The 25,859-nt window shown below is 73.6% G+C and carries 22 protein-coding genes; 10 read left to right on the top strand and 12 right to left on the bottom strand.

Annotation, left to right across the window (positions count from 1 at the left end; translation table 11 throughout):
- Window positions 1–62: 62 nt before the first annotated feature.
- The 5 genes from ptsP to ACFYSC_RS09160 all read right to left on the bottom strand — a co-directional run bounded on the left by ptsP (window position 63) and on the right by ACFYSC_RS09160 (window position 4,192).
- Window positions 63–1,763, bottom strand: a complete 1,701-nt coding sequence (gene ptsP, locus ACFYSC_RS09180) for a phosphoenolpyruvate--protein phosphotransferase (RefSeq protein ID WP_389958854.1) — start codon at window positions 1,761–1,763, stop codon at window positions 63–65.
- Window positions 1,760–2,017 carry an HPr family phosphocarrier protein gene (locus ACFYSC_RS09175; protein ID WP_389958851.1) on the bottom strand — a complete coding sequence of 86 codons (258 nt, stop codon included), beginning with the start codon at window positions 2,015–2,017 and terminating at the stop codon, window positions 1,760–1,762. The genes ptsP and ACFYSC_RS09175 overlap by 4 nt, the downstream gene beginning before the upstream one ends.
- Window positions 2,018–2,256: 239 nt before the next feature.
- Window positions 2,257–2,703 (bottom strand): PTS glucose transporter subunit IIA, encoded by a 447-nt coding sequence (locus ACFYSC_RS09170; protein ID WP_389958848.1) that lies wholly within the window; start codon window positions 2,701–2,703, stop codon window positions 2,257–2,259.
- A gap of 166 nt (window positions 2,704–2,869) precedes the next feature.
- Window positions 2,870–3,106 (bottom strand): glucose PTS transporter subunit EIIB, encoded by a 237-nt coding sequence (locus tag ACFYSC_RS09165; protein WP_362929185.1) that lies wholly within the window; start codon window positions 3,104–3,106, stop codon window positions 2,870–2,872.
- Between the two features lie 51 nt (window positions 3,107–3,157).
- The gene (locus ACFYSC_RS09160; protein ID WP_389958846.1) at window positions 3,158–4,192 is read right to left on the bottom strand and encodes an SIS domain-containing protein; all 1,035 of its coding nucleotides are present in this window, start codon (window positions 4,190–4,192) and stop codon (window positions 3,158–3,160) included.
- A 175-nt stretch (window positions 4,193–4,367) separates the two neighbouring features.
- On the opposite strand from ACFYSC_RS09160, the gene ACFYSC_RS09155 reads away from it, so the two are divergent.
- The 3 genes from ACFYSC_RS09155 to ACFYSC_RS09145 all read left to right on the top strand — a co-directional run bounded on the left by ACFYSC_RS09155 (window position 4,368) and on the right by ACFYSC_RS09145 (window position 7,552).
- A complete protein-coding gene (locus tag ACFYSC_RS09155; protein ID WP_362929397.1) occupies window positions 4,368–5,105 on the top strand; it encodes a GntR family transcriptional regulator in 738 nt (245 codons plus the stop codon).
- A gap of 161 nt (window positions 5,106–5,266) precedes the next feature.
- Window positions 5,267–6,592, top strand: coding sequence for a PTS transporter subunit EIIC (locus ACFYSC_RS09150; RefSeq protein WP_389958844.1), 1,326 nt, complete (start codon window positions 5,267–5,269; stop codon window positions 6,590–6,592).
- A gap of 384 nt (window positions 6,593–6,976) precedes the next feature.
- Window positions 6,977–7,552, top strand: coding sequence for an Rv3235 family protein (locus ACFYSC_RS09145; RefSeq protein WP_389958841.1), 576 nt, complete (start codon window positions 6,977–6,979; stop codon window positions 7,550–7,552).
- 88 nt (window positions 7,553–7,640) lie between these two features.
- On the opposite strand, the gene secA is transcribed toward ACFYSC_RS09145, so the two are convergent.
- Window positions 7,641–10,442, bottom strand: a complete 2,802-nt coding sequence (gene secA, locus ACFYSC_RS09140; RefSeq protein WP_389958838.1) for a preprotein translocase subunit SecA — start codon at window positions 10,440–10,442, stop codon at window positions 7,641–7,643.
- A gap of 270 nt (window positions 10,443–10,712) precedes the next feature.
- On the opposite strand from secA, the gene ACFYSC_RS09135 reads away from it, so the two are divergent.
- Both ACFYSC_RS09135 and ACFYSC_RS09130 read left to right on the top strand, forming a co-directional pair.
- Entirely contained in the window at window positions 10,713–11,000 is a 288-nt protein-coding gene (locus ACFYSC_RS09135; protein WP_389958835.1) for an HGxxPAAW family protein, read from the top strand.
- A gap of 160 nt (window positions 11,001–11,160) precedes the next feature.
- Window positions 11,161–12,366 (top strand): winged helix-turn-helix domain-containing protein, encoded by a 1,206-nt coding sequence (locus ACFYSC_RS09130; RefSeq protein WP_389958832.1) that lies wholly within the window; start codon window positions 11,161–11,163, stop codon window positions 12,364–12,366.
- A gap of 165 nt (window positions 12,367–12,531) precedes the next feature.
- Here ACFYSC_RS09130 and ACFYSC_RS09125 read toward each other — a convergent pair whose 3' ends face one another.
- From ACFYSC_RS09125 to mtrA, 6 genes are all read right to left on the bottom strand, one after another.
- Window positions 12,532–13,236: a response regulator gene (locus ACFYSC_RS09125; protein WP_389958830.1), complete on the bottom strand. Its 705-nt coding sequence runs from the start codon at window positions 13,234–13,236 to the stop codon at window positions 12,532–12,534.
- 93 nt (window positions 13,237–13,329) lie between these two features.
- Window positions 13,330–14,025 carry a ribosome hibernation-promoting factor, HPF/YfiA family gene (hpf, locus tag ACFYSC_RS09120; RefSeq protein WP_362929169.1) on the bottom strand — a complete coding sequence of 232 codons (696 nt, stop codon included), beginning with the start codon at window positions 14,023–14,025 and terminating at the stop codon, window positions 13,330–13,332.
- Between the two features lie 520 nt (window positions 14,026–14,545).
- Window positions 14,546–15,250 carry a ComF family protein gene (locus tag ACFYSC_RS09115; RefSeq protein WP_389958826.1) on the bottom strand — a complete coding sequence of 235 codons (705 nt, stop codon included), beginning with the start codon at window positions 15,248–15,250 and terminating at the stop codon, window positions 14,546–14,548.
- A 235-nt stretch (window positions 15,251–15,485) separates the two neighbouring features.
- Window positions 15,486–17,228 carry an LpqB family beta-propeller domain-containing protein gene (locus tag ACFYSC_RS09110; protein ID WP_389958822.1) on the bottom strand — a complete coding sequence of 581 codons (1,743 nt, stop codon included), beginning with the start codon at window positions 17,226–17,228 and terminating at the stop codon, window positions 15,486–15,488.
- A gap of 82 nt (window positions 17,229–17,310) precedes the next feature.
- Complete coding sequence (gene mtrB / locus ACFYSC_RS09105; RefSeq protein WP_389958819.1) at window positions 17,311–19,044, bottom strand: MtrAB system histidine kinase MtrB; 1,734 nt, start codon at window positions 19,042–19,044, stop codon at window positions 17,311–17,313.
- Between the two features lie 31 nt (window positions 19,045–19,075).
- Window positions 19,076–19,753, bottom strand: coding sequence for an MtrAB system response regulator MtrA (mtrA, locus tag ACFYSC_RS09100; RefSeq protein ID WP_030509347.1), 678 nt, complete (start codon window positions 19,751–19,753; stop codon window positions 19,076–19,078).
- Between the two features lie 354 nt (window positions 19,754–20,107).
- Between mtrA and ACFYSC_RS09095 the strand changes: the two genes are divergently transcribed.
- Genes ACFYSC_RS09095 through ACFYSC_RS09075 form a run of 5 tightly spaced genes read left to right on the top strand, consistent with a single transcriptional unit; the run spans window position 20,108 to window position 25,781 of the window.
- Window positions 20,108–21,412 (top strand): glycerophosphoryl diester phosphodiesterase membrane domain-containing protein, encoded by a 1,305-nt coding sequence (locus ACFYSC_RS09095; protein WP_389958814.1) that lies wholly within the window; start codon window positions 20,108–20,110, stop codon window positions 21,410–21,412.
- Window positions 21,397–22,089, top strand: a complete 693-nt coding sequence (locus tag ACFYSC_RS09090) for a DUF4129 domain-containing protein (protein ID WP_389958811.1) — start codon at window positions 21,397–21,399, stop codon at window positions 22,087–22,089. Before ACFYSC_RS09095 ends, ACFYSC_RS09090 begins: the two co-directional genes overlap by 16 nt.
- Entirely contained in the window at window positions 22,086–23,342 is a 1,257-nt protein-coding gene (locus tag ACFYSC_RS09085; RefSeq protein WP_389958809.1) for a DUF4350 domain-containing protein, read from the top strand. The genes ACFYSC_RS09090 and ACFYSC_RS09085 overlap by 4 nt, the downstream gene beginning before the upstream one ends.
- A 2-nt stretch (window positions 23,343–23,344) precedes the next feature.
- On the top strand, window positions 23,345–24,337 hold the full coding sequence (locus tag ACFYSC_RS09080; protein ID WP_389958806.1) for an AAA family ATPase: 993 nt from the start codon (window positions 23,345–23,347) through the stop codon (window positions 24,335–24,337).
- 7 nt (window positions 24,338–24,344) lie between these two features.
- Window positions 24,345–25,781 (top strand): DUF58 domain-containing protein, encoded by a 1,437-nt coding sequence (locus ACFYSC_RS09075; RefSeq protein WP_389958804.1) that lies wholly within the window; start codon window positions 24,345–24,347, stop codon window positions 25,779–25,781.
- Window positions 25,782–25,859: the final 78 nt, after the last annotated feature.

Genomic DNA, 25,859 nt, shown 5'->3' with positions numbered 1-25,859 from the left:
CCCCATCTCCGGACCGGAAATCCCCCATCTCCCGGCCATCCCAGTCATCCCGGCCATCCCGGTCAAAGGCCCAGCTCCGCCAGGCCCGGCAGGTTCGCCCGCGCCACGGCGCGCGCCTCGTCCGGCGAGCCCGCGGCCACGGCCGCCGCCGCGGCGAGCACGCACTCCTCCCGTGAGTGCCGCGCCAGGGCCGCCCGTACGGCGGGCAACGCGGGCGCGGCCATCGACAGCGAGGTGACGCCGATCCCGACGAGCACGCAGGCCAGCGCCGGGTCGCCGGCCGCCTCCCCGCACACCCCGCACGGCCTGCCGCGCTCGGCCGCGCCGGCCACCGCCAGGCCGACCAGGTCGAGCAGGGCCGGCTGCCAGGGGTCCTGCAGCGCGCTCAGCGACCCCACCTGGCGGTCGGCGGCCAGGGTGTACTGGGCCAGGTCGTTGGTGCCGACGGAGAAGAAGTCCGCCTCCGCGGCCAGGTCGGCGGCGCGCACCGCGGCCGACGGGATCTCGATCATCACCCCCGCGGACGGCAGCCCGGCCTCCCGGCAGGCGGCGGCGAACCAGGCGGCCTCCCGCGCGGTGGCGACCATCGGGGCCATCACCCGGAGATCCGCCCGCGAACGCGACGCGGCGCGGGCCAGGGCGCGCAGCTGCGTCTCCAGGATCCCCGGGTGGGCGCGCAGCAGCCGCAGGCCCCGCTCGCCCAGCGCCGGGTTGGGCTCCGGGCGCGGCGGCGGCAGGAACGCCAGCGGCTTGTCCGCCCCCGCGTCGAGCGTCCGGACGATCACCCGGCCGCCCGGGAAGGCGTCCAGCACCGCGAGGTATGCCTCCTCCTGCTCCCGCTCGCCGGGCGCCGCGGTCCGGTCCAGGAAGAGGAACTCGGTCCGGAAGAGCCCGACGCCCTCGGCGCCGTTCGCGAGGGCCGCCTCGACGTCGTGCGGGCCGCCGATGTTGGCCAGCAGCGGCACCGGGTGCCCGTCGGCGGTGGCCCCGGGGCCCGTGGCCGCGGTCAGGGCGGCCTCCCTGTCCGCCGCGACCCCGAGGGCCGCGGCCACGTCGGCGTCCGGCGGGGCGGTCCGTACCGTCCCGGCCGCGCCGTCCACCAGCAGCGGCGTGCCCGCCGCGATCGAGGCCGCCCCCGGGCAGGCCACCACGGCCGGTACGCCCATCGCGCGGGCGAGGATCGCGGTGTGGCTGGTCGGCCCGCCCTCCTCGGTGACGAAGGCGGCCACCACGTCCGGCGACAGCGCCGCGGTGTCGGCGGGCGCCAGGTCGCGGGCCACGAGGACGTACGGTCCCGGCGGGCCGTCGAGGGCGTCCAGGGAGGACGGCGGGCCGGGCGGCGGCCGACCGTCGAGCACCGCGATCGCCCGGTCCCGGACGTCGTCCAGGTCGGCGACGCGCGCACCCAGGTATCCCCCGGCGTCGGCCAGCATCGCGCGGTAGCCGCCGAACGCCTCGTAGACGGCGCGGGCGGCGGACTTCCCGGCGTCGATCAGCTCGGCCACCCCGGACGCCAGGCCGGGGTCGCGCGCCATCATCGCCTGGGCGTCCAGGATCTCCCGGGCCTCGCCGCCGGCCCTGGCCCCGCGCTCCTCCAGGTCGGCGGCGACGTCGGCGAGGGCGCCTTCGGCCCGCGCCCGTTCCGCCTCGGCGTCGCCGCCGTGGCCGGATCCCGGCTCGGGGACGGGCGGCTCCCAGTCGAGCACGAAGGCCGGGCCGAAGCCGACGCCGGGGCTGACGCCCGTCCCCGTCAGCTCGTTCACGGAGCCGATGCGATCTCGGCCAGCCGGTCCAGGACCTCGTCGGCGCCGTCGCCCTCGGCGGCGATCACCACGGTGTCGCCCTTGCGCACGTCGAGCGACAGGACCGACAGGATGCTCTTGGCGTTCACCGGCTTGCCACCCCCCTTGGAGATGGTGATCTCCAAGGGGGCCTTGGCCGCGGTCTGCACGAACATCGCCGCCGGGCGGGCGTGCAGGCCGACCTCGGCCTCGACGGTGACTTGACGCTGGTTCACGGACTCCTCCTGCGAGTGCCGGCCGGGCGGTCCAGACCACCCGGCGTCCTGTCGCCCGGCGGAACCCGGGCGGCCTCCACCGTACGGCGGCCGGTGATCGGCCGCTGCGGGTCCCGTGCCCGCGCGTGACCCGGCCATGCGGCGTGCGCCGTACCGGGCACCGGACGCGCCCGTGCGCGCCGTGCCGGGGCCCGGACGTGTCCGGGCGCGCCCGGACGGGGCGTACCGGTTCAAGGGGCTCACGTCCACCGGAAGAGCTCGTCTCCGGCGCGCACGGGGCCCCGGGCGAGCGCGGTGACGGCCTCGGAGAGGGCGTCGAGGGCCACCACCGGGCAGACCGGCGAGCGCCCGCCCGCCGCCACCCGCGCCGGGTCCCAGGCCACCACGGGCTGTCCCGCGCCGACCCGCTCCCCCTCCGCGGCCAGCGTCTCGAAGCCCTCCCCCTTGAGCTGCACGGTGTCGATGCCCAGGTGCACCAGGACCCCGCGGCCGTCGTCGCCGACGACGACGAAGGCGTGCGGGTGCAGCTTCACGATCGTGCCGGTGATCGGCGAGACCGCCCGGCCGGCCGTCCGCTCGGGCTCGACCGCCATCCCGGGACCGACCAGGCCCTGGGAGAACACCGGGTCGGGCACCGCGTCCAGACCCACCGCCGTCCCCGTGACGGGGGTCATAACCGTGATCATCGCAAATCCCCCTCGGTCTTCCCCGTGTGCCGGGGCGGGACAGCGTCCGGCCGCCGGGCGGGACCGGCCCGTGGTCCTCCCCCGCTCGCCGGGGCGGGGCGCCCGCGGGCCGCCGCGCGGATCGGTGTCCGGTCCTCCCCCGCCGGGGCGGGGGAGGACCGGCGCGTCAGCCGATGATGTCCTCGATGTCACCGGCGATCGTGTCGGCCTCGGGGCCCACGACCACCTGGACGACGTTGCCGGTGGCCATCACCCCGTGCGCGCCGGCGGCCTTGAGGGCCGCCTGGTCGACCTTGGAGGCGTCGCGCACCTCGGTGCGGAGCCGGGTGATGCACGGCTCGATCTCGATGATGTTGCCCGCGCCCCCGAGACCCGCGATGATCGCGTCGGCGTCAGCCGCCATGTCGTCCTCCCTTGCCGTCGGTCTGTGACCAGGCTAAACGACGCTCGGTGATCAGTCGGTCTGCGTCACCTTGTTCAGGCCGCGCGGAGCGTCGGGGTCGATCCCGAGCCTGCGGGCCAGTGCCTCGGTCAGCAGCTGCCCCGGGACGATCAGCCCGAGCGGGGCGACCCATTCGGGCAGGTCGGGACCGTTCAGCGCGGCGCTGGAGGCGGAGGCGAGCTCGGTGCCGCCGCCGACGGTGAACGCCTGGGCGCCCGCCTCGGTGACCCGCCGGGCCAGGGCCACCGTACCGGCCAGGGTGGGGCCCTGACCCGCGGCGACGAGGACGGCGGGGGTGTCGGCGTCCACCACCGCGATCGGGCCGTGCAGCAGGTCGGCGTACGACAGGCCCATGGCGTGCAGGTAGCACGCCTCCTTGAGCTTGAGGGCCAGTTCGAGGGCGGTGGAGAAGGCCAGCCCGCGGCCGGAGACCACCGCGCCCGGCTTGTCGGCCAGGCCCTCGACGACCGCCTCCAGGTCCCCCGGCTCGGCGATCAGCTTCTCCACGGCGTCCGGCACGCGCCGCAGGTCGCCCGGATCGACGTCGGCTCCCAGGCCCAGCCCCAGGACGGCCAGGGCGGCGAGCTGGGTGGTGTAGGTCTTGGTGGCCGGGACGGCCTTCTCCTCGCCCGCGAGCGTGCACAGGGCGAGGTCGGCGGCCTGGGCGAGCGGGCTGCCCTCGCCGCCGTTGGTGACGGCCACGGTCGTCGCGCCGCAGTCCTTGGCCCAGGAGAGGGTCTCGACGATCTCCTCGGTCCGGCCCGACTGGGAGAGCGCCACGGCCAGGACACCGTCGAGATCCAGCCTGCGGCGGTAGGTGGTGGCGATCGACGGCGCGGCGAGGGTGGACAGACGGCCCGCGTGCGCCTCGGCCAGATAACGGCCGTAGACTGCGGCGTTGTCGGAGGTGCCGCGGGCGATGAACAGCAGCTGGCGGGTCCGCCGGGCGAGCCGTTCCACCTCTCCGACCCGGGGGAGGAGGGCGTCCAGGGTGGCGCGCAACGCGGCGGGCTGCTCGGCGATCTCGCTGCGCATCTTGGTCGTCATCTCGTTCATCCTTCGGCTCGGACGGACGAGATCGGGCCGTTATCCATCCGTCTCCGGTCCGTACGTTGACACCCTTTTCCAGCACGTGGTCTAGTCCGGACTAGACCAGTACGAACCATAGCTCATCACCACATACAGATCGAGTGGCTGGTTGCCGGTCAGAGAGGGGGACGCCGTGGCCCGGATCGATCCGGACAGCCCGGTGCCGAAATACTTCCAGCTCCGGGAGATCCTGCTCGACATGATCGAGAGTGACGAGCTGGTCATCGGCACGGCGATCCCGTCCGAACGCGAGCTCTGCCAGCGCTTCGGCCTGTCCCGCATGACGGTACGGCAGGCGGTCGACCACCTGGTCTCCGAGGGCAGGCTGCAACGCGTCCCGGGCAAGGGCACCTTCGTGGCCCGCCCGAAGATCGAGATGGCGCTCCGGCTGACCTCGTTCAGCGACGAGATGCGCTCCCGGGGCATGGAGCCCGGCTCCCGCGACCTCGACCGCCGCGTGGTCCGGGCCAGTGCCCACCTCGCCAGGGAACTCGGCATCCGTCCCGGCGAGGAGGTGCACTTCATCGAACGGCTGCGGACCGCCGACGCCGAGCCCATGTGCATCGAGCGGGCCCACATCCCGGTCTCCCTCGCACCCGACCTCGGCGACCACGACCTGAGCGGCCGCTCGCTGTACGCCCTGCTGGAGACCCGCTACGGGCTGGTGCTCGACGCGGGCGAGCTGACCATCGACGGCGGCATCGCCGACCCCGGCGACGCCGACCTGCTGAAGCTGCCGCGCGGCGGGGCCGTGCTGCTGCTGCAGCGGCGCTCCTTCGCCGGGGGAGTCTGCGCCGAGCTGGGGGTATCCACCTACCGAGCCGATCGTTACCAGCTGCGCACCGTCCTGGAGACGCCGCGTCGCGCCTGACACGCCCCCGCCCGCCTGCGAACGGAAGGGACAACACCAGTGAAGCGATCCTCTTTCCCGGCTCCTGTCCCGGCGGTCTTCCCGGACGGCCCGGCGGTCTTCCCGGGCGGTCCGGCGGCCCGTCCCGCGCCCCGCGTCCCACGCGGTGAGGGAGGCGCGGGATGAGCGCGGCGGCGGAGCACCGGCCGTCGCCGTGGTCGTCGGCGTGGTCGTCGGTCTTCGCGGTGCTCCAGCGGGTCGGGCGCTCGCTGATGATGCCGATCGCGGTGCTGCCCGCCGCCGGGCTCCTGCTCCGCTTCGGCCAGGACGACCTGCTCGGCCGTACCGACAATCCCGTCCTCGACCAGTTGGCCGGGGTGTTCGCGGCGGCGGGCGGCGCGCTGTTCGACAACCTGCCGCTGCTGTTCGCGATCGGCGTGGCGATCGGGTTCGCCCGCAAGGGCGACGGCTCGACCGCCCTGGCCGCGCTCGTCGGTTACCTCGTCTTCGACCGGGTCTCCCGGACGCTGTTCTTCGCCGCCCCGCAGGACTCGGCGGTCTACCGTAAGGTCGCGCTGACCGTCGTGGGGCCCGAGGGGCGGCCCGCGCCCGCGCTCGACCTGGGCGCCCAGAACCCCACCGGCGTCCTGGGCGGCATCGTCATCGGCATCGTCGCGGCCCTGCTCTGGCAGCGTTACTACCGCATCAAGCTCCCCGCCTGGCTCGCCTTCTTCGGCGGCAGGCGGTTCGTCCCGATCGTCACCGCCGTCGCCGCGCTGCTCCTCGGCGTGGTCTTCGGCCTGCTCTGGCGGCCGGTCGGCGACTGGCTGGCGTCCGCGGGCGACTGGCTCGCGCTGCACGGCCCGGTGGGCGCCGGCGTGTACGGCGTGGCGAACCGGCTGCTCATCCCGGTCGGCCTGCACCACTTCCTGAACACGATCGTCTGGTTCACCCTGCCGGAGTGCCGGGCGGGCGTCGACGGCGCGACCAGGAACGCCGCCGGCGACCTGAACTGCTACTTCGCCGGCCAGGACGGCGCCGGCATCTTCATGACCGGGTTCTTCCCGGTCATGATGTTCGGCCTGCTCGGCGCGGCCATCGCGATGTGGCGGGCGGCCCCGCCCGGCAAACGCGCGACCGTCGGCGGGATCATGCTGTCTGCCGGCCTCACCGCCTTCGTCACCGGCATCACCGAACCGCTGGAGTTCGCCTTCATCTTCGTCGCGCCCGTGCTGTTCGTGGTGCACGCGCTGCTCACCGGCCTGTCGATGGCCCTGATGGCCGAGCTGGACGCCCGCCTGGGGTTCACCTTCTCCGCGGGCGCCATCGACATGCTGCTGAACGCGGGCAAGTCCAACACCCACCGGCTCGTCCTGGTCATCGGCTTCGGGCTGGTCTACTTCGTCGTCTACTACCTGCTGTTCACCGTGCTGATCAGGAGGATGAACCTCGCCACGCCGGGGCGGGAACCGGACGAGGGCGCTCCCTCTGCGGAGTCCACCCCCTGAGGTCCCGCCGAACTCTGAGGTCCCGCCGAGCCCTGAGGTCCCGCCGGGGTCTTCCGAGGTCCCGCCGGGCCTTGTGAGGGGCGTTCCGGACGTCCGCCGGACATCGCGAGCCGTCCCGGAACCCGTCCCGCCCGGCTGGGGACCGCACCAGGTCGACGTGGCCTTCCTCTCCTACCGGGACGAACCGGCACGGCCGAGTGGAAAGTTGGCGGCGGCGGTATCTGGACGGGTGGCCGGAAACTCCTGAACGCGTCAGGTAAGCCGACGACGATCGGAGCCCCCATGCCGCGTCCTCCACACCCTCCGGGCCTGCCGGTCCCTCCACGCCCGCAGCGTTCCCTCCGTTCGCCACGCCCGCCGCGCCTCTCCCGTCCGCCGCGTCCCGTGCCGCTCCCCCGGCTCGCGCCGCACCCCTCGGCGGAGCCGCCCTACGACGACGAACACCCGCCGCCGCCCGGCCCGCCGTACGTCCAAGGCGCCCTCGCGCTGGCCGGCGAGCCCGAGCCGGCCGGAGTCCCGGAGCCCGAGCCGACCCGGGCCCGCGAAACCGGACCGGCCCGGACCAGGGAGCCCGGGCCGGTCCGGGTCCGGGAGCCCCGGCCCGCCGGGCGCGGTGACCGTCTGCCGCCGGTGTGGGGGGAGCCGGGCCCGGTCCCCGACGGGCGGCGGCTGCGCGCCCTGGGCCAGGCCGTCGCCGAGGCCCTGTCCGGGCGCCGGCCGACGGCGAGCCTGTCCGCCCACATGACCGTCCGGGCCCACGCCGAGCTGGTCCGAGCCGGGAAGGTCATCGGAGGCGCCCGGCCGCCGCTGGTCGGCACCCCGCACGTGTCCCAGCCCGAGGACGGGGTGGTGGAGATGTGCGTCCTGGTGCACTGCGGCGACCGGCCTCGCGTCCTGGCGCTGCGCCTGGAACGGCGGGGGGCGCGGTGGTTGTGCACCGACGTGGAGACCACCCCCTGAAAAGCCCCGGAAGCCCTCGAAGCCCTGGAAAGCCCGAAAAGGGGCCCGCACGTCGGCCGTGCGAGCCCCTTTTCGGGTGTGTGGCGGGTCAGGCCTGGACGTTCCTCGGGTCGCCGTGGCAGCGCTTGTACTTCTTGCCCGAGCCGCAGGGGCAGGGGGCGTTGCGCTCCACGTCGCCGTAGGCGTCACGCTCGGCCTTCGTGCTCACGCGGGTGTGCTCGATCTCGCCGCTCTCACCGGGCGCGGAGTATTCGAGCTCGGAGGGACGCTCCGGGCCGCGCAGCCCTCGGGCGATGATCGAACGGGTCTCGGCGATCGCCGAGTCCTCGTGCGCGTGGTCGTGCTCCTCGACGATCGGGTTGGTCTGCACCTCGACCTCGAGGTTGAACAGGTACCCGACCGACTCCTCCTTGATGCCCTCCAGCATCGCGGAGAACATCTCGAAGCCCTCGCGCTGGTACTCGATCAGCGGGTCGCGCTGCGCCATCGCGCGCAGGCCGATGCCCTCCTGGAGGTAGTCCATCTCGTAGAGGTGCTCGCGCCACTTACGGTCGAGGACCGACAGGATGACGCGGCGCTCCAGCTCCCGCATCGCCTCGGAGCCCAGCTCCTCCTCGCGGCGGTCGTAGGCGGCCAGCGCGTCGGCCTTGATCTTCTCGGAGAGCACCTCGGCGGTGAGCTCCTCGCGGCTGCCGGCCTCCTCGACGACGTCGTCGACGGTGAGGGTGATCGGGTAGAGCTGGCCCAGCGCCTTCCACAGCTTGTCGAGGTCCCACTCCTCGGCGAAGCCCTCGGCGGTGGCGCCCGTGACGTAGCCGTCGACGACGTCGCCGACGAAGCCGCGGATCTGCTCGTGCAGGTCGGCGCCCTCCAGCACCCGGCGACGCTCGGCGTAGATCACCTTGCGCTGCCGGTTCATGACCTCGTCGTACTTCAGGACGTTCTTACGGATCTCGAAGTTCTGCTGCTCGACCTGGTGCTGGGCGGAGGCGATGGCCTTCGACACCATGCCGGACTCGATCGGCACGTCGTCCGGGATGTTGAGCCGCGTCATGATCATCTCGACCCGGGCCGAGTTGAACAGGCGCATGAGGTCGTCCTCGAGGGAGAGGTAGAACCGCGACTCGCCCGGGTCGCCCTGACGGCCGGACCGGCCGCGGAGCTGGTTGTCGATGCGCCGCGACTCGTGGCGCTCGGTGCCCAGGACGTACAGGCCGCCGAGCTCGGTGACCTCGTCGTGCTCCGCCGCCACGGCGGCCTTGGCCTTCTCCAGCGCCTCGGGCCAGGCCTTCTCGTACTCCTCCGGGGTCTCGACCGGGTCGAGGCCGCGGTTCCGCAGCTCCAGGTCGGCGCGGAAGTCGGGGTTGCCGCCGAGCATGATGTCGGTGCCTCGACCGGCCATGTTGGTGGCGACGGTCACGGAGTTCTTGCGGCCGGCCTCGGCGATGATCGCCGCCTCACGCGCGTGGTTCTTGGCGTTGAGGACCTCGTGCTGGACGCCCCGGCGCTTGAGCTCCTTCGAGAGCCGCTCGGACTTCTCCACGCTGGTGGTGCCGACCAGGACCGGCTGGCCCCGGTCGTAGCGCTCCTTGATGTCCTCGACGCAGGCGAGGAACTTGGCGTCCTCGGTCTTGTAGACCACGTCGGCCTGGTCCTTGCGGATCATCGGCCGGTTCGTCGGGATCGGGACGACGCCGAGCTTGTAGGTCTGGTGGAACTCGTTGGCCTCGGTCGCCGCGGTGCCGGTCATGCCGGACAGCGTGGTGTAGAGGCGGAAGTAGTTCTGCAGCGTGATCGTGGCGAGAGTCTGGTTCTCGTCCTTGATCTTGACGCCTTCCTTCGCCTCGATGGCCTGGTGCATGCCCTCGTTGTAGCGGCGGCCGTGCAGGACGCGACCGGTGAACTCGTCGACGATCAGGACCTCGCCCTCGACGACGATGTAGTCCTTGTCCTTCTTGTAGAGCTCCTTGGCCTTCAGCGCGTTGTTGAGGAAGCCGACCAGGTGGGTGTGCTCGGGCTTGTAGAGGTTGTCGATGCCGAGCCAGTCCTCGACCTTCTCCACGCCGGACTCGAAGATGCCGACGGTGCGCTTCTTCTCGTCGACGGCGTAGTCGCCGGTGCTCTCCTCGCCGTCCTTGCCCTCGGTGCCGCGGCGGAGCCGGGGCGCGATCTTGGCGAACTCGGCGTACCACTTGCCGGACTGCTCGCCGGGGCCGGAGATGATCAGCGGCGTGCGGGCCTCGTCGATGAGGATCGAGTCCACCTCGTCGACGATGCCGAAGTTGTGGCCGCGCTGGACGCACTCCTCCAGCGACCAGGCCATGTTGTCGCGCAGGTAGTCGAAGCCGAACTCGTTGTTCGTGCCGTAGGTGATGTCGGCGTTGTACTGCCTGCGACGCTCCTCCGGCGCCATGTTCGCCAGGATCACGCCGACTTCCAGGCCGAGGAAGCGATGGATGCGGCCCATCTCGTCGGCGTCGCGCTTGGCGAGGTAGTCGTTGACCGTGATGACGTGCACGCCCTTGCCGGAGATGGCGTTGAGGTAGGCGGGGAGCGTACAGGTCAGGGTCTTGCCCTCACCGGTGCGCATCTCGGAGATGTTGCCCATGTGCAGGTTGGCCCCGCCCATGATCTGCACGTCGAAGTGGCGCTTGCCCAGCACACGCCGGGAGGCCTCGCGGACGGTGGCGAAGGCTTCGGGAAGCAGATCGTCGAGGGACTCGCCGTCGGCGTGGCGCTGCTTGTACTCGTCGGTGAGCGCGCGCAGCTCGGCGTCGGTCAGGCTCGTGAAGTCGTCCTCGATGGAGTTGACCTGGTCGGCGATCCGCTTGAGCTTACGCAGAAGCTTGCCTTCGCCTGCGCGAAGAATCTTGTCGAGAAAGGCTGGCACTTTAGGTAAGGCTCCTCGCAGGTCTTCCGGACCGGACGGGCCCGGATGAGGACGAGACATGGTTCTCCGCAGCCATCGTAGGCGGTTCCGCCACCCGGCACAGCCATCCTCGGCGACGCCTTCCACGACCGCGGGGTCCATCGCGTCCCGTGTATCAGGACTACTTCCCAGACTAAAGGGTATGCCGATTGCCCCACGCGCACGATGACGGCCGGTGCCGTACGGGCGCGTCGCCCCCTCGGGTCACCCCCCTCGGAAGGAGACGCCGCCATGCCGGACGGCGCACCTGGCCCCCCTCATTCCGACCACGGCGCGGGCCACGGCGGCAGGGCCTCGTCCTGGCTCGCCGTGACCGTGCTCATCCTGGGTTTCGCCGCCGCAGGGATCGGCCTGTGCCGCGGTCCCGACTGGTTGCTGCTCTGGGCCGGCACGGCCGTCTGCGTCATCGGCGGGGTCCTCATCGTGGCGTTCGGCGCGTTCCGGGACGTCTCGGTCGAGGTCCCGCGCGAGTTCCCGGACGCCCGGACCGGCCGCGCCGCCCCGGGTCCGCGCGGCTGACCGGCCCGCCACACCCTTCTGCCCCGGTTCACCCGGCCGGCCTGCCCGCCTTCTCACGCCCATGCGCACAGCGACGCCGACCGGCCCCGCACCCGGGCCCGCTAACCGGCATACCGTTTTCGTCGGTGTGGGGCGCTAGTCTCGGCGTCATGCTGACGCGATGCCTGCCCCGGGGCCGCTCATGACGGTCACGCTCTCCGCCGACGAGGCCCGCCGTATCATCCTGCGCGCCCAGGGTTTCCTCGGCGCCGACGCCCGCCGCGGCGGCGTCCCCGCCGTGCTGCGCCGGCTGGGCGCCGTCCAGCTCGACACGATCTCCGTCCTGGCCCGCTCCCACGAGCTCGTCGCCTACTCCCGTCTCGGCGCCGTCGGCCGGGCGAAGGTCGAGCGCGCCTACTGGGACGACCCGGCCCGCGCGTTCGAGTACTGGTGCCACGCCGCGTGCGTGCTGCCGATCGGCGACTGGCCCCTTTACGCCTTCCGCCGCCGGTACTACGCGGCCAGGAAGTACCGCTGGCACGAGGTGCCGCCGACTGTCGACAAGGTGTTGCACCAGGTGCGGGAGAACGGCCCGGTCACCACCGCCGACCTCGGCGGCGCCAAGAACGGCGGCCCCTGGTGGGACTGGTCGGACGCGAAGATCGCCATCGAGTGGCTGCTCGACACCGGGCAGGTCGTCTGCGCCCGCCGCGTCGGATGGCGGCGGGTCTACGACCTGACCGAGCGGGCCGTCCCCGCCCACCTGCTGGCCGAGGACCTCTCCGACGCCGAGTGCGTCACCCGCCTCACCCGGACCGCCGGACGCGCCCTGGGCGTCGCCACCCGGGCCGACCTGGTCGACTTCCTCCGTCTCAAGGCGCCCGAGGCCGTGTTCCTGGACGGGGCCCTCGCCACCGGCGCCGCCGGGCTTGTCCCGGTGCGGGTCTCCGGCTGGCCCGACCGCGCGGCGGACGCCTGGGCCGACCCGGCGGCGCTGGAGAGCAAGCCGCGGGGACGGCACCGCACCACCCTGTTGTCGCCGTTCGACTCCCTCGTCTGGGACCGCCCCCGCACCTCGCGCGTCTTCGGCTTCGACCACCGGCTGGAGGCGTACGTCCCGAAGGACAAGCGGGTCCACGGCTACTTCACGATGCCGGTCCTGGCCGGCGGCCGCCTGATCGGCCGGGTGGACCCGGCGCGGGAGGGCACCACCCTGGTCGCCCGGCAGGTCGGCCTCGAACCCCGTGCGGGCCGCGGAGCCGTCGAGGCGCTGGCGGGGGCCCTCGCGGAGGCGGCGGCCTGGGTCGGCTGCGACGCCGTACGCGTCGAGCGGGCCGATCCGGCCGTGACCGTCGCGCTGTCCGCGGCGCTCGACGAGGCGCTCTGACCACCGGGATCACGCCGGGCCGGCCTACGGCGGGCTCGGAGCACACCGCCGAGGACCACCGGTACCACCCGGCCCGGCCCGCGGCGGGCTCGGGGCGCACCGCCGGGCACCGCGGAGACCACGCCGGACGGGCCCCGTGAGGAAGGGCTCACGGGGCCCCGCCGGTCAGGTGATCTCGAGCATCCGCTCGCGGACCGCGTAGACCACCGCTTCCATCCGGGAGTGGAGCTGGAGCTTGTCCAGGATGTTGCGGACGTGGTTCTTCACGGTGTTCTCGGCGATGAACAGCTGCTTGGCGATCTCGCGGTTGTTCATCCCCTTCGCGACGAGGCGCAGCACCTCCATCTCGCGGTCCGTCAGGCGCGGGACCGGGAGCTGGGGAGGCCGCTCGGCCTCCTTGCGGCTCATGTTCGCGAACTCGGTGATGAGCTTGGCGGCCATCGCCGGGTTGATCAGCGACTGCCCTTCGTGGACGCCGCGGACGGCCTCGGGCACCTCGTCGAGCTGCACGTTCTTCAGCAGGTAGCCGGTGGCCCCCGCCTTGATCGCCTCGAAGAGGTCCTCCTCCTCGTCGCTCACCGTCAGCATGATGATCCGCGTGCTCGGCACCGAGGCCTTGATCTCGCGTGTGGCCTCGATGCCGCTCCGGCGGGGCATCCGTACGTCCATGAGCATGACGTCAGGGGTGAGGCGGTCGGCGAACTCGACCGCCTCCTGCCCGTCGCTCGCCTCGCCGACCACCTCGATGTCCGTCTCCGTGGACAGCGCCATCTCCAGACTGCGGCGGATCAACGCGTGATCGTCGACGATCAGCACGCGGATCGGGTCACCGCTCCTGGCAGGGCGGGTCGTCTCATCGGATTCCGTCACGCCTCCTCCTCGGGGGGCCAGAGCCGTTGGACCGCCATGATTACACGGTTTCAGGTCCTCGGGGTGGTCGGAGAGGATCTTCGTCCGGGTTCGTCAGGGTTCGACGAGCCGCAACACTCCGTAGTTGTAGCCTCGCCGACGGTAGACGACGCTCGGCAGGCCGCTCTCCTTGTCACGGAAGAGGTAGAAGTCGTGGCCGACCAGCTCCATCTCCAGCAGCGCCTGGTCGATGGTCATCGGATCGGCTTTGTGGGTCTTCTCCCGGACCACCAGCGGCCCGTCGCCGTCCATCTGGATGGGGACGATCGCGCTGTCCTCGGAGAGGTCGTCGGCCTCCGCGGACGGCCCGGGCTCGAAGCGGTACTCGTCGCCGCCGCCGCCGACGGTCGCGGGCTCGACGCGGACCCCGGCGGGGTCGATCTCGAAGGACTCCGCGAGCGCGCCGGCGGTCAGCTCGGCCACCGAGGGGGGACAGTGGTTGCCGTAGTGGACCTTGCGCCGGTCGGCGAGGCGCCGGAGCCTGCCTTCGAGCTTTCCGAGTGCGATGTCGAGGGCTGAGAAACGGTCGTCGGCCGAGGCCTCCGCACGGATGGCGGGACCCCGGGAGTGGATGGTGAGCTCGACCCGCTCTCGCTGGCCGCTGATGCGCGGGTTCGTCTCCTTCGACACCTCCACATCGATCCGGATCAGTTTGTTGTCCAGACGCTCGATCTTGGCCAGCTTGGCGCTCACGTGGTCTCGGAACCGGTCACTCACTCCCGTGTGCCGACCCTTGACGATGATGTCCATGCACAGCCCCCCTTCGAAACCTCGACGGTGTTGGAGCGGCGGCACCCACCCGGCCGACCTGGTCTTCGTCCCCACATCCGCCTGCTGAGGGTCTCGCAGCTCTCTGCCACTACTGCCCTTCTCTTCTGGCGAGGAACATCTGGCTCCCCGGGAAGGCAGGACTTACCTCTAAGCCGCACCGTGATCGATCGACGAGAAGTCGTCTTACGTGGACCGTTTAGCCTGCGGCTGGCATCGGCTAGCCGGGCCGACCCCTTCGCGGGGGCCGGTCCGGCGCAACCACGGACCCGGGCGGGTGCCATGTTCAGACGCTATCCGCATCGCGGCCGAATGTCAGCTTGGCCCCGCCTTTGCCGGTCACTTTGCGTCATCTTCACCGCGCGGCCGAGGGGGGAGGGCGGCCGTTTCCCCGGCGCGGCCGCGGCGCGCGCCCGCTTCTCAGGGGACCGGGCGGATCGGACGGAGCCGATCCGGACAGGGGGACGCCGGCACCGGACGAGACCGTTTTCCGGCCGTTACATTACGTACGGTGATCGTTCCGGAATCCGCTCTCCCGGCGTGTCGCGGCGACCGTGGCGGCCAGCGGGACCTCCGTGCCCGCCTCGCGCAGCGCCCGGGCCGCCTCGGCGAGCGTCGCACCGGTGGTGAGGACGTCGTCCACCAGCACGACGGCCCCTCGCCCGGCCCAGAAGCCGAGCCGCGCGCGGTTGTGGCCTCCGGCGACCCGGAACGCCCCGCCGAGGTTCTCGGCCCGCCTGCGGGCGCTCAGGCCCGCCTGGTCGGCGACCCGGCGGCGCTGGGTGAGGACCCGGGCGACGGTCGCCGGCCACCCGGCGGCGCGGAGATATCCGGCGGCCAGCTCGGCGAGCCCGGCCACCGGGTCGTGCCCGCGCCGCCGCAGCGCGGGCCGGGCGCTGGGCACCGGGACCAGGATGACGGGCCGCTCGCCCGCCGCCGCGGCCACCGTCAGCGCCAGGGCGCCGGCCAGCGGGTGGGCGAGAGCCGTACGGCCGCGCTCCTTGTAGGCGAGGATCGCCCGCCGCGGGCCGCCGGCGTATTCGGCCGCCGACCAGCACTCGGGCAGGCCGGACGGGCGGGGATTGGGCATCCGGCGCGCGGGCTCGCCGTGCAGCTCCGCCGTACAGCGGGGGCAGACGAGGGCGCCCGGGGCGTCGCACCCGGCGCAGCGCGGCGGCAGGACCAGATCGAGCAGAGCGGTCGACACGTGCCCACGGTTTCACGCGCCACCGACAAAAACGCCCGTGAGCCCGCGCACGCGGCTCCCCGGCACGGCCCGCGCCATCGGCGGAACGCCGGCGCGGCTCCCCGGCACGGCTCACGCCTCCGGCCGAACCACCCGGCACGGCTCACGCCTCCGGCCGAACCACCCGGCACGGCTCACGCCTCCGGCCGGACCACCCGGCACGGCCCGCGTCTCCGGCGGAGCGCCGTGCCGCGGCTCAGCCCAGCGGGTAGGCGGGGTAGGCGGGACCGTCCTTGGTGAAGGAGGCGGAGCCGTTCTCGTTCTTGACCACGGCCTCCCACTGGGCCGAGTTGCGGTTCCAGGAGAGCAGCTGCCAGTTGCCGTCGTCGTCCTTCGCTCCGGCCAGCAGGGAGCCGTTCAGCGCGGTGATGCTCTGGATCTGCGGGTTGGACGGCAGTTGCTTGGGCTCGGCGACGACGGACGCCTCCAGCAGCTCGGACTTGCCGGTGAGGACGTAGAGGGTCGCGCCGTCCTTCCAGGCGATGTCCTTGATGGTCTGGTTCGGCTCGACGTTCACCACCGGGTGCAGATTCGTGATCTTGGTGGCGGCCCCCTGGCCGATGACCGTGCCGATCTTCACCTCCTCCTCGGTGCCGCTCCGCACCACCGCCGCGACGTGCACCCCGTCCCGGGCGACCCGGAGCGCCTTGACGTAGACCGTCTCCAGGTCGGGGGCGGAGACGGCGTACTGCTTCCGGCCGTCGTGCCGCAGCACCTTCGAGGTGTGGTCGTCGGGCCGGTCGACGGTCCACAGGGTGTGGTAGCGGTCCCAGGAGGGCGGGGTCAGGGAGGTGCCGGAGATCCAGGGCCGCCACTGGCCGCCGGGGTTCATCGGGGCGACCGCGACCTCCCGGTCGCCGGACGACAACGCCGCCACCTGCCACTGGTCGCTGATCGCCGGACGGGTGCGGGAGCCGTCCTTCCCCCCCGCCTGGCCGGGCACCGGCTGGCCGACGTTGTCCCGGCCCAGCGTGCGCAGCGCGCCGTCGGCGAGGAAGTAGGGGTGGATGTCGCCGGGGGTCATCCAGGCGTCGAAGTCGATGTGCTCCTGGGCGTCGATCGGCAGCAGGCTGTCGGAGTAGTACGGCTCGCCCTTCACCCGGACCTCGAAGTCCCAGCCGCCCTTGGTCAGCTCGGCGAGCGTCCCGGCGATCTGGGCCGACATCGGGCCGATCAGGTCGGAGTCGACCGGCTTGGACAGGTCGATGACCACGCGGTCGTCCTGGGTGTCGACGCCGAGGAGCTGCGTGTCGGGTTCGAAGGCGGTGTTCACCGCGCCCTTGAGCAGGCTGCTCGGCCCCTTCAGCAGCCTCTGGACGATCGTCTTGGCGAAGTTGGCGGTGGGGTCGATCGGCACGCGTACCTGGTCGACCACCAGTCCCTTCCACGCCGAGTCCAGGAAGTACAGGTCCGCCTTGAGGTAGGCGCGCTCGACGTCGGCCTCCGACAGCAGCAGCCCGTCGGGCGCCGCGTTGATCCGCCACCCGTTCGGCCCCTTGACCAGGCTGAACGGCTCGTTCAGCGGGCCGCCGGTCGGCCGGTAGCGGCCGTCCTGGTCGATGATCGCGGTGAGGGTCCCCTTCAGGACGACCCGGGCCGTCCCGTCGCCCTGCTCCGGCGGGGGCTGGACCTCGCCCTGCTTGTAGACCGTCACCCCGCTCTGCGGCTTCCACTTCCCGGCGAAGTCGTCGGTGAGGTACCTGCGCGCGATGCCGCGGTCGCGGTCGTCGACGCTGGCCATCGCGGCGCGGAACCCGGCGACGACCTGCTCGGGCGTCCAGCCGGCCTCCGGCGGCACGGCGATGACCCGCGCGTACGGGTCGCCCAGCGGGTTGCCCTTGCGCACGTCGTCCACGACGGCCGACCGGCCCCCGACCGGGATGACCGAACAGGCGGCGGACATCCAGCCCAGCGCCAGTACCAGGCCCACCACGCCCACGCGCCGCCCGGTACGGGCCGGCCGCCGGCCGCCCGCCGCCCGCCCGGGGGGCGCGGGCCGTTCCGTCTCCCGGAACGGCGTCTCAGTCCGCATCGCGTCCCCCGTCGGCCGTCGCCGGCGACAGCACCGGCGTCATGTGCGCCCGCCACGTCCGGCGCATCTCCACCTCCGGCGGGACCAGCGGCAGCGGCGACCCGCGCAGCGGCGACCCGGCCGTCCTGGGCAGCGACAGCCGGAACTGCGAACCCTCCCCCGGCGAGCCCCACGCCTGGAGCCAGCCGCCGTGCAGCATCGCGTCCTCGCGGGAGATCGCCAGTCCCAGTCCGGTGCCGCCGATCGTGCGCGCCCGCGAGGGGTCGGCCCGCCAGAACCGGTCGAAGACCATGTTCTCCTCGCCCGGCTTCAGGCCCACGCCGTGGTCGCGCACGGCCACCGCCACCGCGTCGCGGTCGGCGCCGACCGTGACGATGATGTCGCGGCCCTCGCCGTGCTCGATCGCGTTGAACAGCAGGTTGCGCAGGACACGCTCGATCCGCCGGCTGTCCATCTCGGCCATGCAGGGCTCGCCGGGCAGCCGCAGGTCGAAGCGGGTGGAGTGGCGTTCGGCCAGCGCCTCGGAGTCGGCGACGGCGCTCAGCACCACGTCTCTCACGTCGACGGGCTCGATGTCCAGCTCGGCCGCGCCCGCGTCGTAGCGGCTGATCTCCAGCAGGTCGGCGAGCATCGTCTCGAACCGGTTGAGCTGGTTCTGCATCAGCTCGGCCGACCGCGCGGCCATCGGGTCGAAGTCCTCCCGGGCGTCGTAGAGCAGGTCGGCGGCCATCCGCACGGTGGTCAGCGGGGTGCGCAGCTCGTGCGAGACGTCGGAGACGAACTGCCGCTGGACCTGCGACAGCTCCTCCAGCTGGTGGATCTTCAGCGCCAGGTTGGCGGCCATCTCGTTGAAGGAGGCGGCCAGCCGGGCCAGGTCGTCCTCGCCGCGGACCTTGAGCCGCTCGTCCAGGCGCCCGGCGGCCAGCCGCTCGGCGGCCTGGCGTGCCAGCCGTACCGGGGTGACCACCTGGCGGGTGACCAGTGAGGCGATGGCGGCCAGCAGGAGCACCAGGGCGACCCCGACCAGGATGAGCATCCGCAGGACCGAGGTGAGGGTCTTCTCCTCCTGGTCCAGCGGGACGAGGTGGTAGATCTCGTAGCCGCTGTCCAGGGGTGTGCCGGAGGTGTCCAGGCGGGTGCCGAGGATCATGCCGGGCCGCGAGTCGCCGCCCTCGTAGCGCAGCCTGCCGTAGTAGGTGGTGACCTCCTCGGGCTGCTTCTTCAGCACGTCGGCGCGGAGCCGCTCGGGGATGCTCACCGGGTCGATGTTGGTGGTGACGTAGAACTCGCCGGGCCGGTTGTCGTTGCGGATGACCACCGAGTAGCGGGGGACGGCGCCGGCCCGGCCCGCCAGCGCCACGATCGCCTGGCCGAGCGGGCTGTCCCCGCCCGCCTGGAGCGCCCCCGCCATGTCGGCCTGCTGCTTGGGAGTCTCACCGTCGGGCTGGTTCTTCAGGTAGCCCAGCACGGCCTTCCGGTCGGCCTGCGCCTCGCTCCTGGCCGCGCGCTCCCGGGACTCCAGCGTGGTCGCGACGATCTGCTGCATGAGGAAGACCCCCAGCACGGCGACCACCGCGATGGAGATCACCATCGTGCTGGTGACCACGCGGAGCTGGAGGGAACGCCAGAAGACGCGGCGCACCCAGCCGGCCGCCCATCGGGCCCGGCGGCGGAGGCCCCGCGCCACCCGGCGCGGGGTGCGGAGGCGCTTACTGGAGGGCATGTCGGGATCCCGGGGAGGCCGCGACGGGTCTTCAGGCGGGTCCGGCCTTGTAGCCCACCCCGCGGACCGTCACCACGATCTCAGGGTGCTCGGGGTCCTTCTCGATCTTCGCCCGGAGCCGCTGGACGTGCACGTTGACCAGGCGGGTGTCGGCCGCGTGGCGGTAGCCCCACACCTGCTCCAGCAGCACCTCGCGGGTGAAGACCTGACGCGGCTTGCGGGCCAGCGCGACGAGCAGGTCGAACTCGAGCGGCGTGAGATTGATCGTCTCCTCGCCGCGTTTGACCGAGTGTCCCGCCACGTCGATGGTGATGTCGCCGATCTGCAGTATCTCCGGCGTCGGCTCGTCGGTGCGGCGCAGCCGGGCGCGGACCCGGGCGACCAGCTCCTTGGGCTTGAACGGCTTGACGATGTAGTCGTCGGCGCCGGACTCCAGGCCGAGCACCACGTCGATGGTGTCGCTCTTGGCCGTCAGCATGACGATCGGCACGCCGGACTCGGCGCGGATGCGGCGGCAGACGTCGATGCCGTCGGCCCCCGGCAGCATCAGGTCGAGCAGGACGAGATCCGGCCGGGTGTCGCGGAAGGCGTCGAGCGCCTTGTCGCCGTCGGAAACGAAGGAGGGCTCGAAGCCTTCTCCCCGTAGGACGATGCCGAGCATCTCGGCGAGAGCGGCGTCGTCGTCGACGACCAGCACGCGTCCTTTCATGGCCCCTCATTCGTTACGCCGTCTGGGAGTTTTCGGGGGGAATGCACGGTTAACGCAGATTACCCTTGCCTGGCCAGTGGGTGACACCGGCACCGACGTCGAGCATTCGGAAGGCGAATTTTAGGCCCACGTACGGCAAAGCCTCGGCCCGGCCCCCGCGCCACCCTCCCCGTTCCCGGCGACCCCGGACGCCAAGCGGAGGTGGTGACCTTCCCAGTCTGGAGTAAAGAACCCGGTCTCGGCCATCCCTGCGGCGTCTCGGTCGTCCGCGATCCGGCCGATCCGGAGGCCGGAAACCCGGATCAGTCATCCCGCCCATCACAATCGGCACCCACGACATGCCAGGATTGGGATATGTCAGACGGTCACGATCCCGCTCCCGACACGCCCTCCGGCTGGGCGGCCCACCAGCCCCCGCCCTACCAGGGAGTCCCGGGATCGCCGTGGACCGCCCCCGGGCCGCCGCCCGCCTCCCCCGCCGGACCCGCCCAGGGCGGCCACCCGCCGTACGGCGGGCCGCCCCACCCCGGCGGGCCGTACGGCCCCGGCCCGGATGCCCCGCCGTACGGCCCGGGACCCCAGCCGCCGTACGGCAGGCACCCGCAGCCGGCCGCGCTGCGGCCCGGGATCATCCCGCTGCGCCCGCTCGGCCTCGGCGACATCCTCGACGGCGCGATCAAGCTGATCCGCTCCAACCCCAAGACCGTCCTGGGCCTCTCGGCGATCGCCGCGGTGCTCGGCGTGATCCCCACCGCCGTCGGCCAGGCGGTCGTCTTCGGCCAGATCGGCGCGGCCGTGAACGACCCCTCCGCGCTGGACGGCGTCGGGGAGAGCGGCTTCCTCGGCCAGTACGGCGACGTGCTGGTCTCCTACGCCGTGGAGTTCGTCGTGGTGACGCTGCTCACCGGCGTGCTGACCCGGATCCTGGGCCGGGCCGTCTTCGGCGGCCGGACGACCGCGGGCGAGGCGTGGCGGCTGTCCCGCGGCCGCATGCCCGCGCTGTTCGGGCTGGTGGCCCTCGAAGCGCTCCTCATGCTCGTGCCGGTGGTCCTGATCTCACTGGTGATCGTGGCGCTGGCGAACGCCGGGGCCGGAGCCGGGACGGCGGTCGCAGTGGGGGCGCTGGCGGTGCTCGGCTACATCGCCTACGCCGCGTTCGTCTCCACCCGCCTGGCGCTCGCCGCGCCCGCCGCGGTGCTGGAGCGGCGCGGGGCCCTCGACTCCATGCGCAGGTCGTGGCGGCTGGTGAACGGCGGCTTCTGGCGCACCCTCGGCATCCTGATCCTCACCAGGATCATCACGTTCCTGATCACCTTCGTGGTCGCCGTCCCCTTCACCTTCGGCGCCGCCCTCGTCAGCATCGGCGTGCCGGGCTCGACCGGCGCGCAGGTCGCCACGGCGGTCCTGATCGCGATCGGCGGCACCGTCGGCGCGATGATCACCTATCCGTTCCTGGCCGGGGTCAACGGCCTGCTCTACGCCGACCGGCGGATGCGGTCCGAGGCGTTCGACCTCGTCCTGCAGACCGCCGCGATCGAGCAGCGGCGCCAGGGCTGGGTGCACGCCACGGCCGACGACCTGTGGCTTCCCTCCGCCACGCCCGGCGCACCCGGCCCGCACCCGCAGGCCGGACAGGGAGCTTCGTGGCCCCACTCCTGACCCTCCTGAATCTCGGCACGCCGGTCGACGTCGGCCGTGACGAGGCCCGCCGCGAGGCGGCCCGCGAGCTGCTCCGGGCCGGGTACGCCAGGGAGTCGGCGTTCGACCGCGCCGTCCGGGCCGTGAACCAGTTCATCGGCGACCTCACCGACCAGGACTCCCTCGGGACCGTGGGAAGCGTGACCGTCCGGGTGGTGCTCGTCGCCCTCGTCGTCACCGCGATCGTCGCGCTGGCCGTGGTCGCGCGGCGGACGGCCGGGGGCCGCGCCGCCCGCCGCGAGGAGGTCTTCGGCGACGGCCGGCGCACCGCGGCCGAGCACCGCGCCGCGGCCGAGCGGCTGGCCGCCGAGGGCCGCTGGGCCGAGGCGGTCCGCGAGCGGCTGCGGGCCGTCGCCCGTGATCTGGAGGACCGCGCGATCGTCGACCCCGTCCCGGGCCGCACCGCCGCCGAGCTGGCCGCCGAGGCCGGCCGCGCGCTGCCCGGCCTGGCCGCCGCCCTGGTCGCCGCGGCCCGGACCTTCGACGACGTGACGTACGGCGAGACCCCCGGCACCGCCGAGGCGTACGAGACGCTGCGCGACCTCGACGAGCGGCTCCGCGCGGCGCGCCCGGCGGACGCGGTCCCCGCCCCGGCGGACGCGGCCGGCGGCGCGGCCGCGTGGGGAGGGCCCCGATGAACGACCCCACGGGCACCACGGGCACCACCGGCACCATGGACACCGCCGGCGCCGCCGACGCACGGGCGGCGGACCCCGCGGACGTCGGCCTCGCCGCCGCCCCGGTGACCGGTTCGACGTCCGTCTCCCCCACCGCCGCGAGCCTGTGGCGCGGCGGCCGGGGCGTGCTCCTGGTCGCCCTCATCGTGGTGGCCGCCGCCGTCGCCGGCGTTCTCCTCGGCGGCACCGGCGGACCCGACCGGCGGCTCGACCCCGACGACACCTCGCTGTCCGGCGCGGGAGCCCTCGCCCGGCTGCTGGAGGGCCGTGGCGTGCGGATCGCCCGGGTCACCTCGGCCGCCGACGCGCGGGCCGCCGCGACCGCCGGCAGCACGCTGCTGGTCACCGACGCCTTCCCGCTCACCGCCGCGGACGCCTCGCGGCTGGCCGGGGCACCCGCCGACCTGCTGCTGGTCGGCGCCGGACGACGGCTGCGGACGCTCGCCCCCGGCCTGCTCGCCACCGGGGAGGCCCGGCCGCGCTCACGCGAGCCCCGCTGCGCACTGCCGGCCGCGGCCGCCGCGGGCAGCGCCCACCTGGGCGGGACGACCTTCTCCGTCCCCCGGGGCGGGACCGGCTGCTACCCCGCCGGGGACGACCCGACGCTGGTCGCCTACCGCGACGGAGACCGGACGATCACCGCGGTGGGCGACGGCGACTTCATGACCAACCTGCGCCTGGCGGAGGACGGAAACGCCGCGCTGGCGATGAACCTCGCCGGCGCCAGGCCCACGCTCGTCTGGCTGGTCCCGCCGCCCCCGGGGGAGGCGCCCGCGGCGTCAGGCGAGCAGGGCCTCTACGATCTCGTCCCGCCGGGCGTCAGATGGGCCGCGGCGCAGCTCGCGCTGGCGGTGGTGCTGCTGGCGCTCTGGCGGGGCCGGCGGCTCGGCCCGGTGGTGGCCGAACGCCTGCCCGTGGTGGTGCGGGCCGCCGAGACCGCGGAGGGCAGGGCCAGGCTGTACCGCGCCAGGCGGGCCCGTGACCGCGCCGCCGCCGCGCTGCGCGAGGGCTTCGCCGACCGCGTCGTCCCCCGGCTCGGGCTGCCGTCGGCGGCCGGGCCGGACGCCAGGGTGAGCGCGCTCGCCGGACGGACCGGGCAGCCGGCGCCGCAGGTGGCGTCCGCCCTGTACGGCCCGCCGCCGGCCGACGACGCCGGGCTGGTCGCCCTGGCCGCATATCTGGACATGTTGGAGAGGCAGGTCAGAGATTCGTGAACGTGCGTGACGAGCGAGCCGTTGATGCGAACGGCGGCGCGAACGGCGGCGCGGACGCCGCCCGGGAGGCGCTGGGGGCGCTGCGCGCCGAGGTCGCCAAGGGCGTCGTCGGCCAGGACGCCGTGGTCACCGGGCTGGTCATCGCCCTGCTCTGCCGGGGACACGTACTGCTCGAAGGGGTACCCGGGGTCGCCAAGACCCTGCTCGTGCGGACCCTCTCCGCGGCGCTGTCGCTGGATTTCAAGCGGGTGCAGTTCACCCCCGACCTGATGCCCGGCGACGTCACCGGCTCCCTGGTCTACGACGCGAAGACCTCGGAGTTCGAGTTCCGCCCCGGACCGGTCTTCACCAACCTGCTGCTCGCCGACGAGATCAACCGCACCCCGCCCAAGACGCAGGCGGCGCTGCTGGAGGCGATGGAGGAGCGGCAGGTCAGCGTGGACGGAGTGCCGCGCCACCTGCCCGATCCGTTCATCGTGGCCGCCACCCAGAACCCGGTGGAGTACGAGGGCACCTACCAGCTCCCCGAGGCGCAGCTCGACCGGTTCATGCTCAAGCTGACCGTGCCGCTGCCCTCCCGCGAGCAGGAGGTCGCGGTGCTGGAGCGGCACGCGCTCGGCTTCGACCCGCGCGACCTGTCACACATCAGGCCGGTGGCGACCGCCGCCGACCTGGAGGCCGGGCGCGCCGCGGTCCGCCAGGTGCACACCGGGCCCGAGGTCCTCGGCTACATCGTGGACATCGCCCGCGCCACCCGGCAGTCGCCGTCGCTGCAGCTCGGCGTCTCGCCGCGCGGCGCCACCGCGCTGCTGGCGGGCGCCCGAGCCTGGGCCTGGCTGTCCGGCCGCACCTACGTGACGCCGGACGACGTCAAGGCCCTGGCCCGGCCGGCCCTGCGGCACCGCGTCCAGCTCCGCCCCGAGGCCGAGCTGGAGGGCGCGTCCGCCGACGGCCTGATCGACGCCGTCCTCGCCGCCGTCCCCGTCCCCCGCTGAAGCGACGATGGCACTGACGGGACGGGCCGCCCTGCTGGCCCTGCTGGGCACGCTGGTCGTGCTGTTCGCGCCGCGGCCGGGACCGGCCGTGGCCGGGGTGGCGCTGCTGCTGGCCGCGCTGGTCGCGGTGGACCTGCTGCTGGCCGGGGGCGTGCGCCCGCTGCGGTTCACCCGCTCCGGCGACCGCCTGGTACGGCTCGGGGAGACCGCCACGGTCGACCTGGTCGTGGAGAACCCCGGCCGCCGCCGGGTCCGCGGCCTGCTCCGGGACGCCTGGCCGCCCTCGGCCGGAGCCGTCCCCCGGCACTTCGCGCTGGACGTCCCGGCCGGGGAGCGCCGCCGCCTCACGCTGACGCTCACCCCGGCCCGCCGGGGAGACCGGGAGGCCGCCGCCGTCACGGTGCGGTCGCTGGGCCCGCTGGGCATCGCGGCCCGCCAGGGCTCGCACCGGGTGCCGTGGTCGGTACGGGTGCTGCCGCCGTTCCTCAGTCGCAAGCACCTGCCCGCCAAGCTGACCAGGCTCAGGGAGCTGGAGGGCGCGCACCCGTCGATGGTCAGGGGCCAGGGCACCGAGTTCGACTCGCTGCGCGAGTACGTGCCCGGCGACGACGTGCGGTCGATCGACTGGCGGGCCACCGCCCGCCGCTCCGACGTCGTGGTGCGCACCTGGCGGCCCGAGCGCGACCGGCGGGTGCTGATCGTCCTGGACACCGGGCGCACCTCGGCCGGCCGGGTCGGCACCGCCCCGATCCCGCTCGCCGGTCAGGAGGACCGGTCCCCCGCGGGCCGCGGAGCCGGGCCCGGCGGGCTTTCGACCGGGCTTCCGGGCGGTCTTTCCGGCGGGCTTCCCGGTGGGCGGGGCGGCGTGTGGACCGCGCCGGGCTGGCCCCGGCTCGACTGGTCGATGGACGCGGCGCTGCTGCTGGCCGCACTGGCCTCCCGAGCCGGCGACCGGGTGGACTTCATGGCCCACGACCGCTCGGTGCGTGCCTGGGTGTCCGGGGCGGGTCGTACCGAGCTACTGTCGTCGCTGGTCAACGCGATGGCACCGATCGAGGCCGAGCTGGTCGAGGCCGACGCGGCCGGCATGGTCGCGGCCGTCCTGGCCCGTGCCAGGCGGCGCTGCCTGGTCGTCCTGCTGACCGACCTCAACGCCGCGTCACTGGAGGAGGGGCTGCTGCCCGTACTCCCCCAGCTGTCCTCCCGGCACCTGGTGCTGGTGGCCGCCGCGTCCGACCCGCAGGTCGCGGCGATGGCCGCCGGGCGTGGCACCCCCGAGCTGGTGTACGACGCGGCGGCGGCGGAACGCCAGGGCGCCGACCGGCGCCGCATCACCGCCCGCCTGCGCCGCCAGGGCGTCGAGGTCGTGGACGCCGCCCCCGAGCAACTCGCCCCCGCCCTCGCCGACGCCTACCTCGCCCTCAAGGCCGCCGGCCGCCTCTGACCCCCGTCCCGCCGGGCCCGATGGCCACCGTCCCGCCGGACCGGATGACATGAAACGCCGGACATCCCCTGATCGTCA

Source organism: Streptosporangium sp. NPDC004379 (assembly GCF_042873875.1).
Classification (GTDB): Bacteria; Actinomycetota; Actinomycetes; order Streptosporangiales; family Streptosporangiaceae; genus Streptosporangium.
This window is presented reverse-complemented; position numbering and strand designations above follow the sequence as displayed.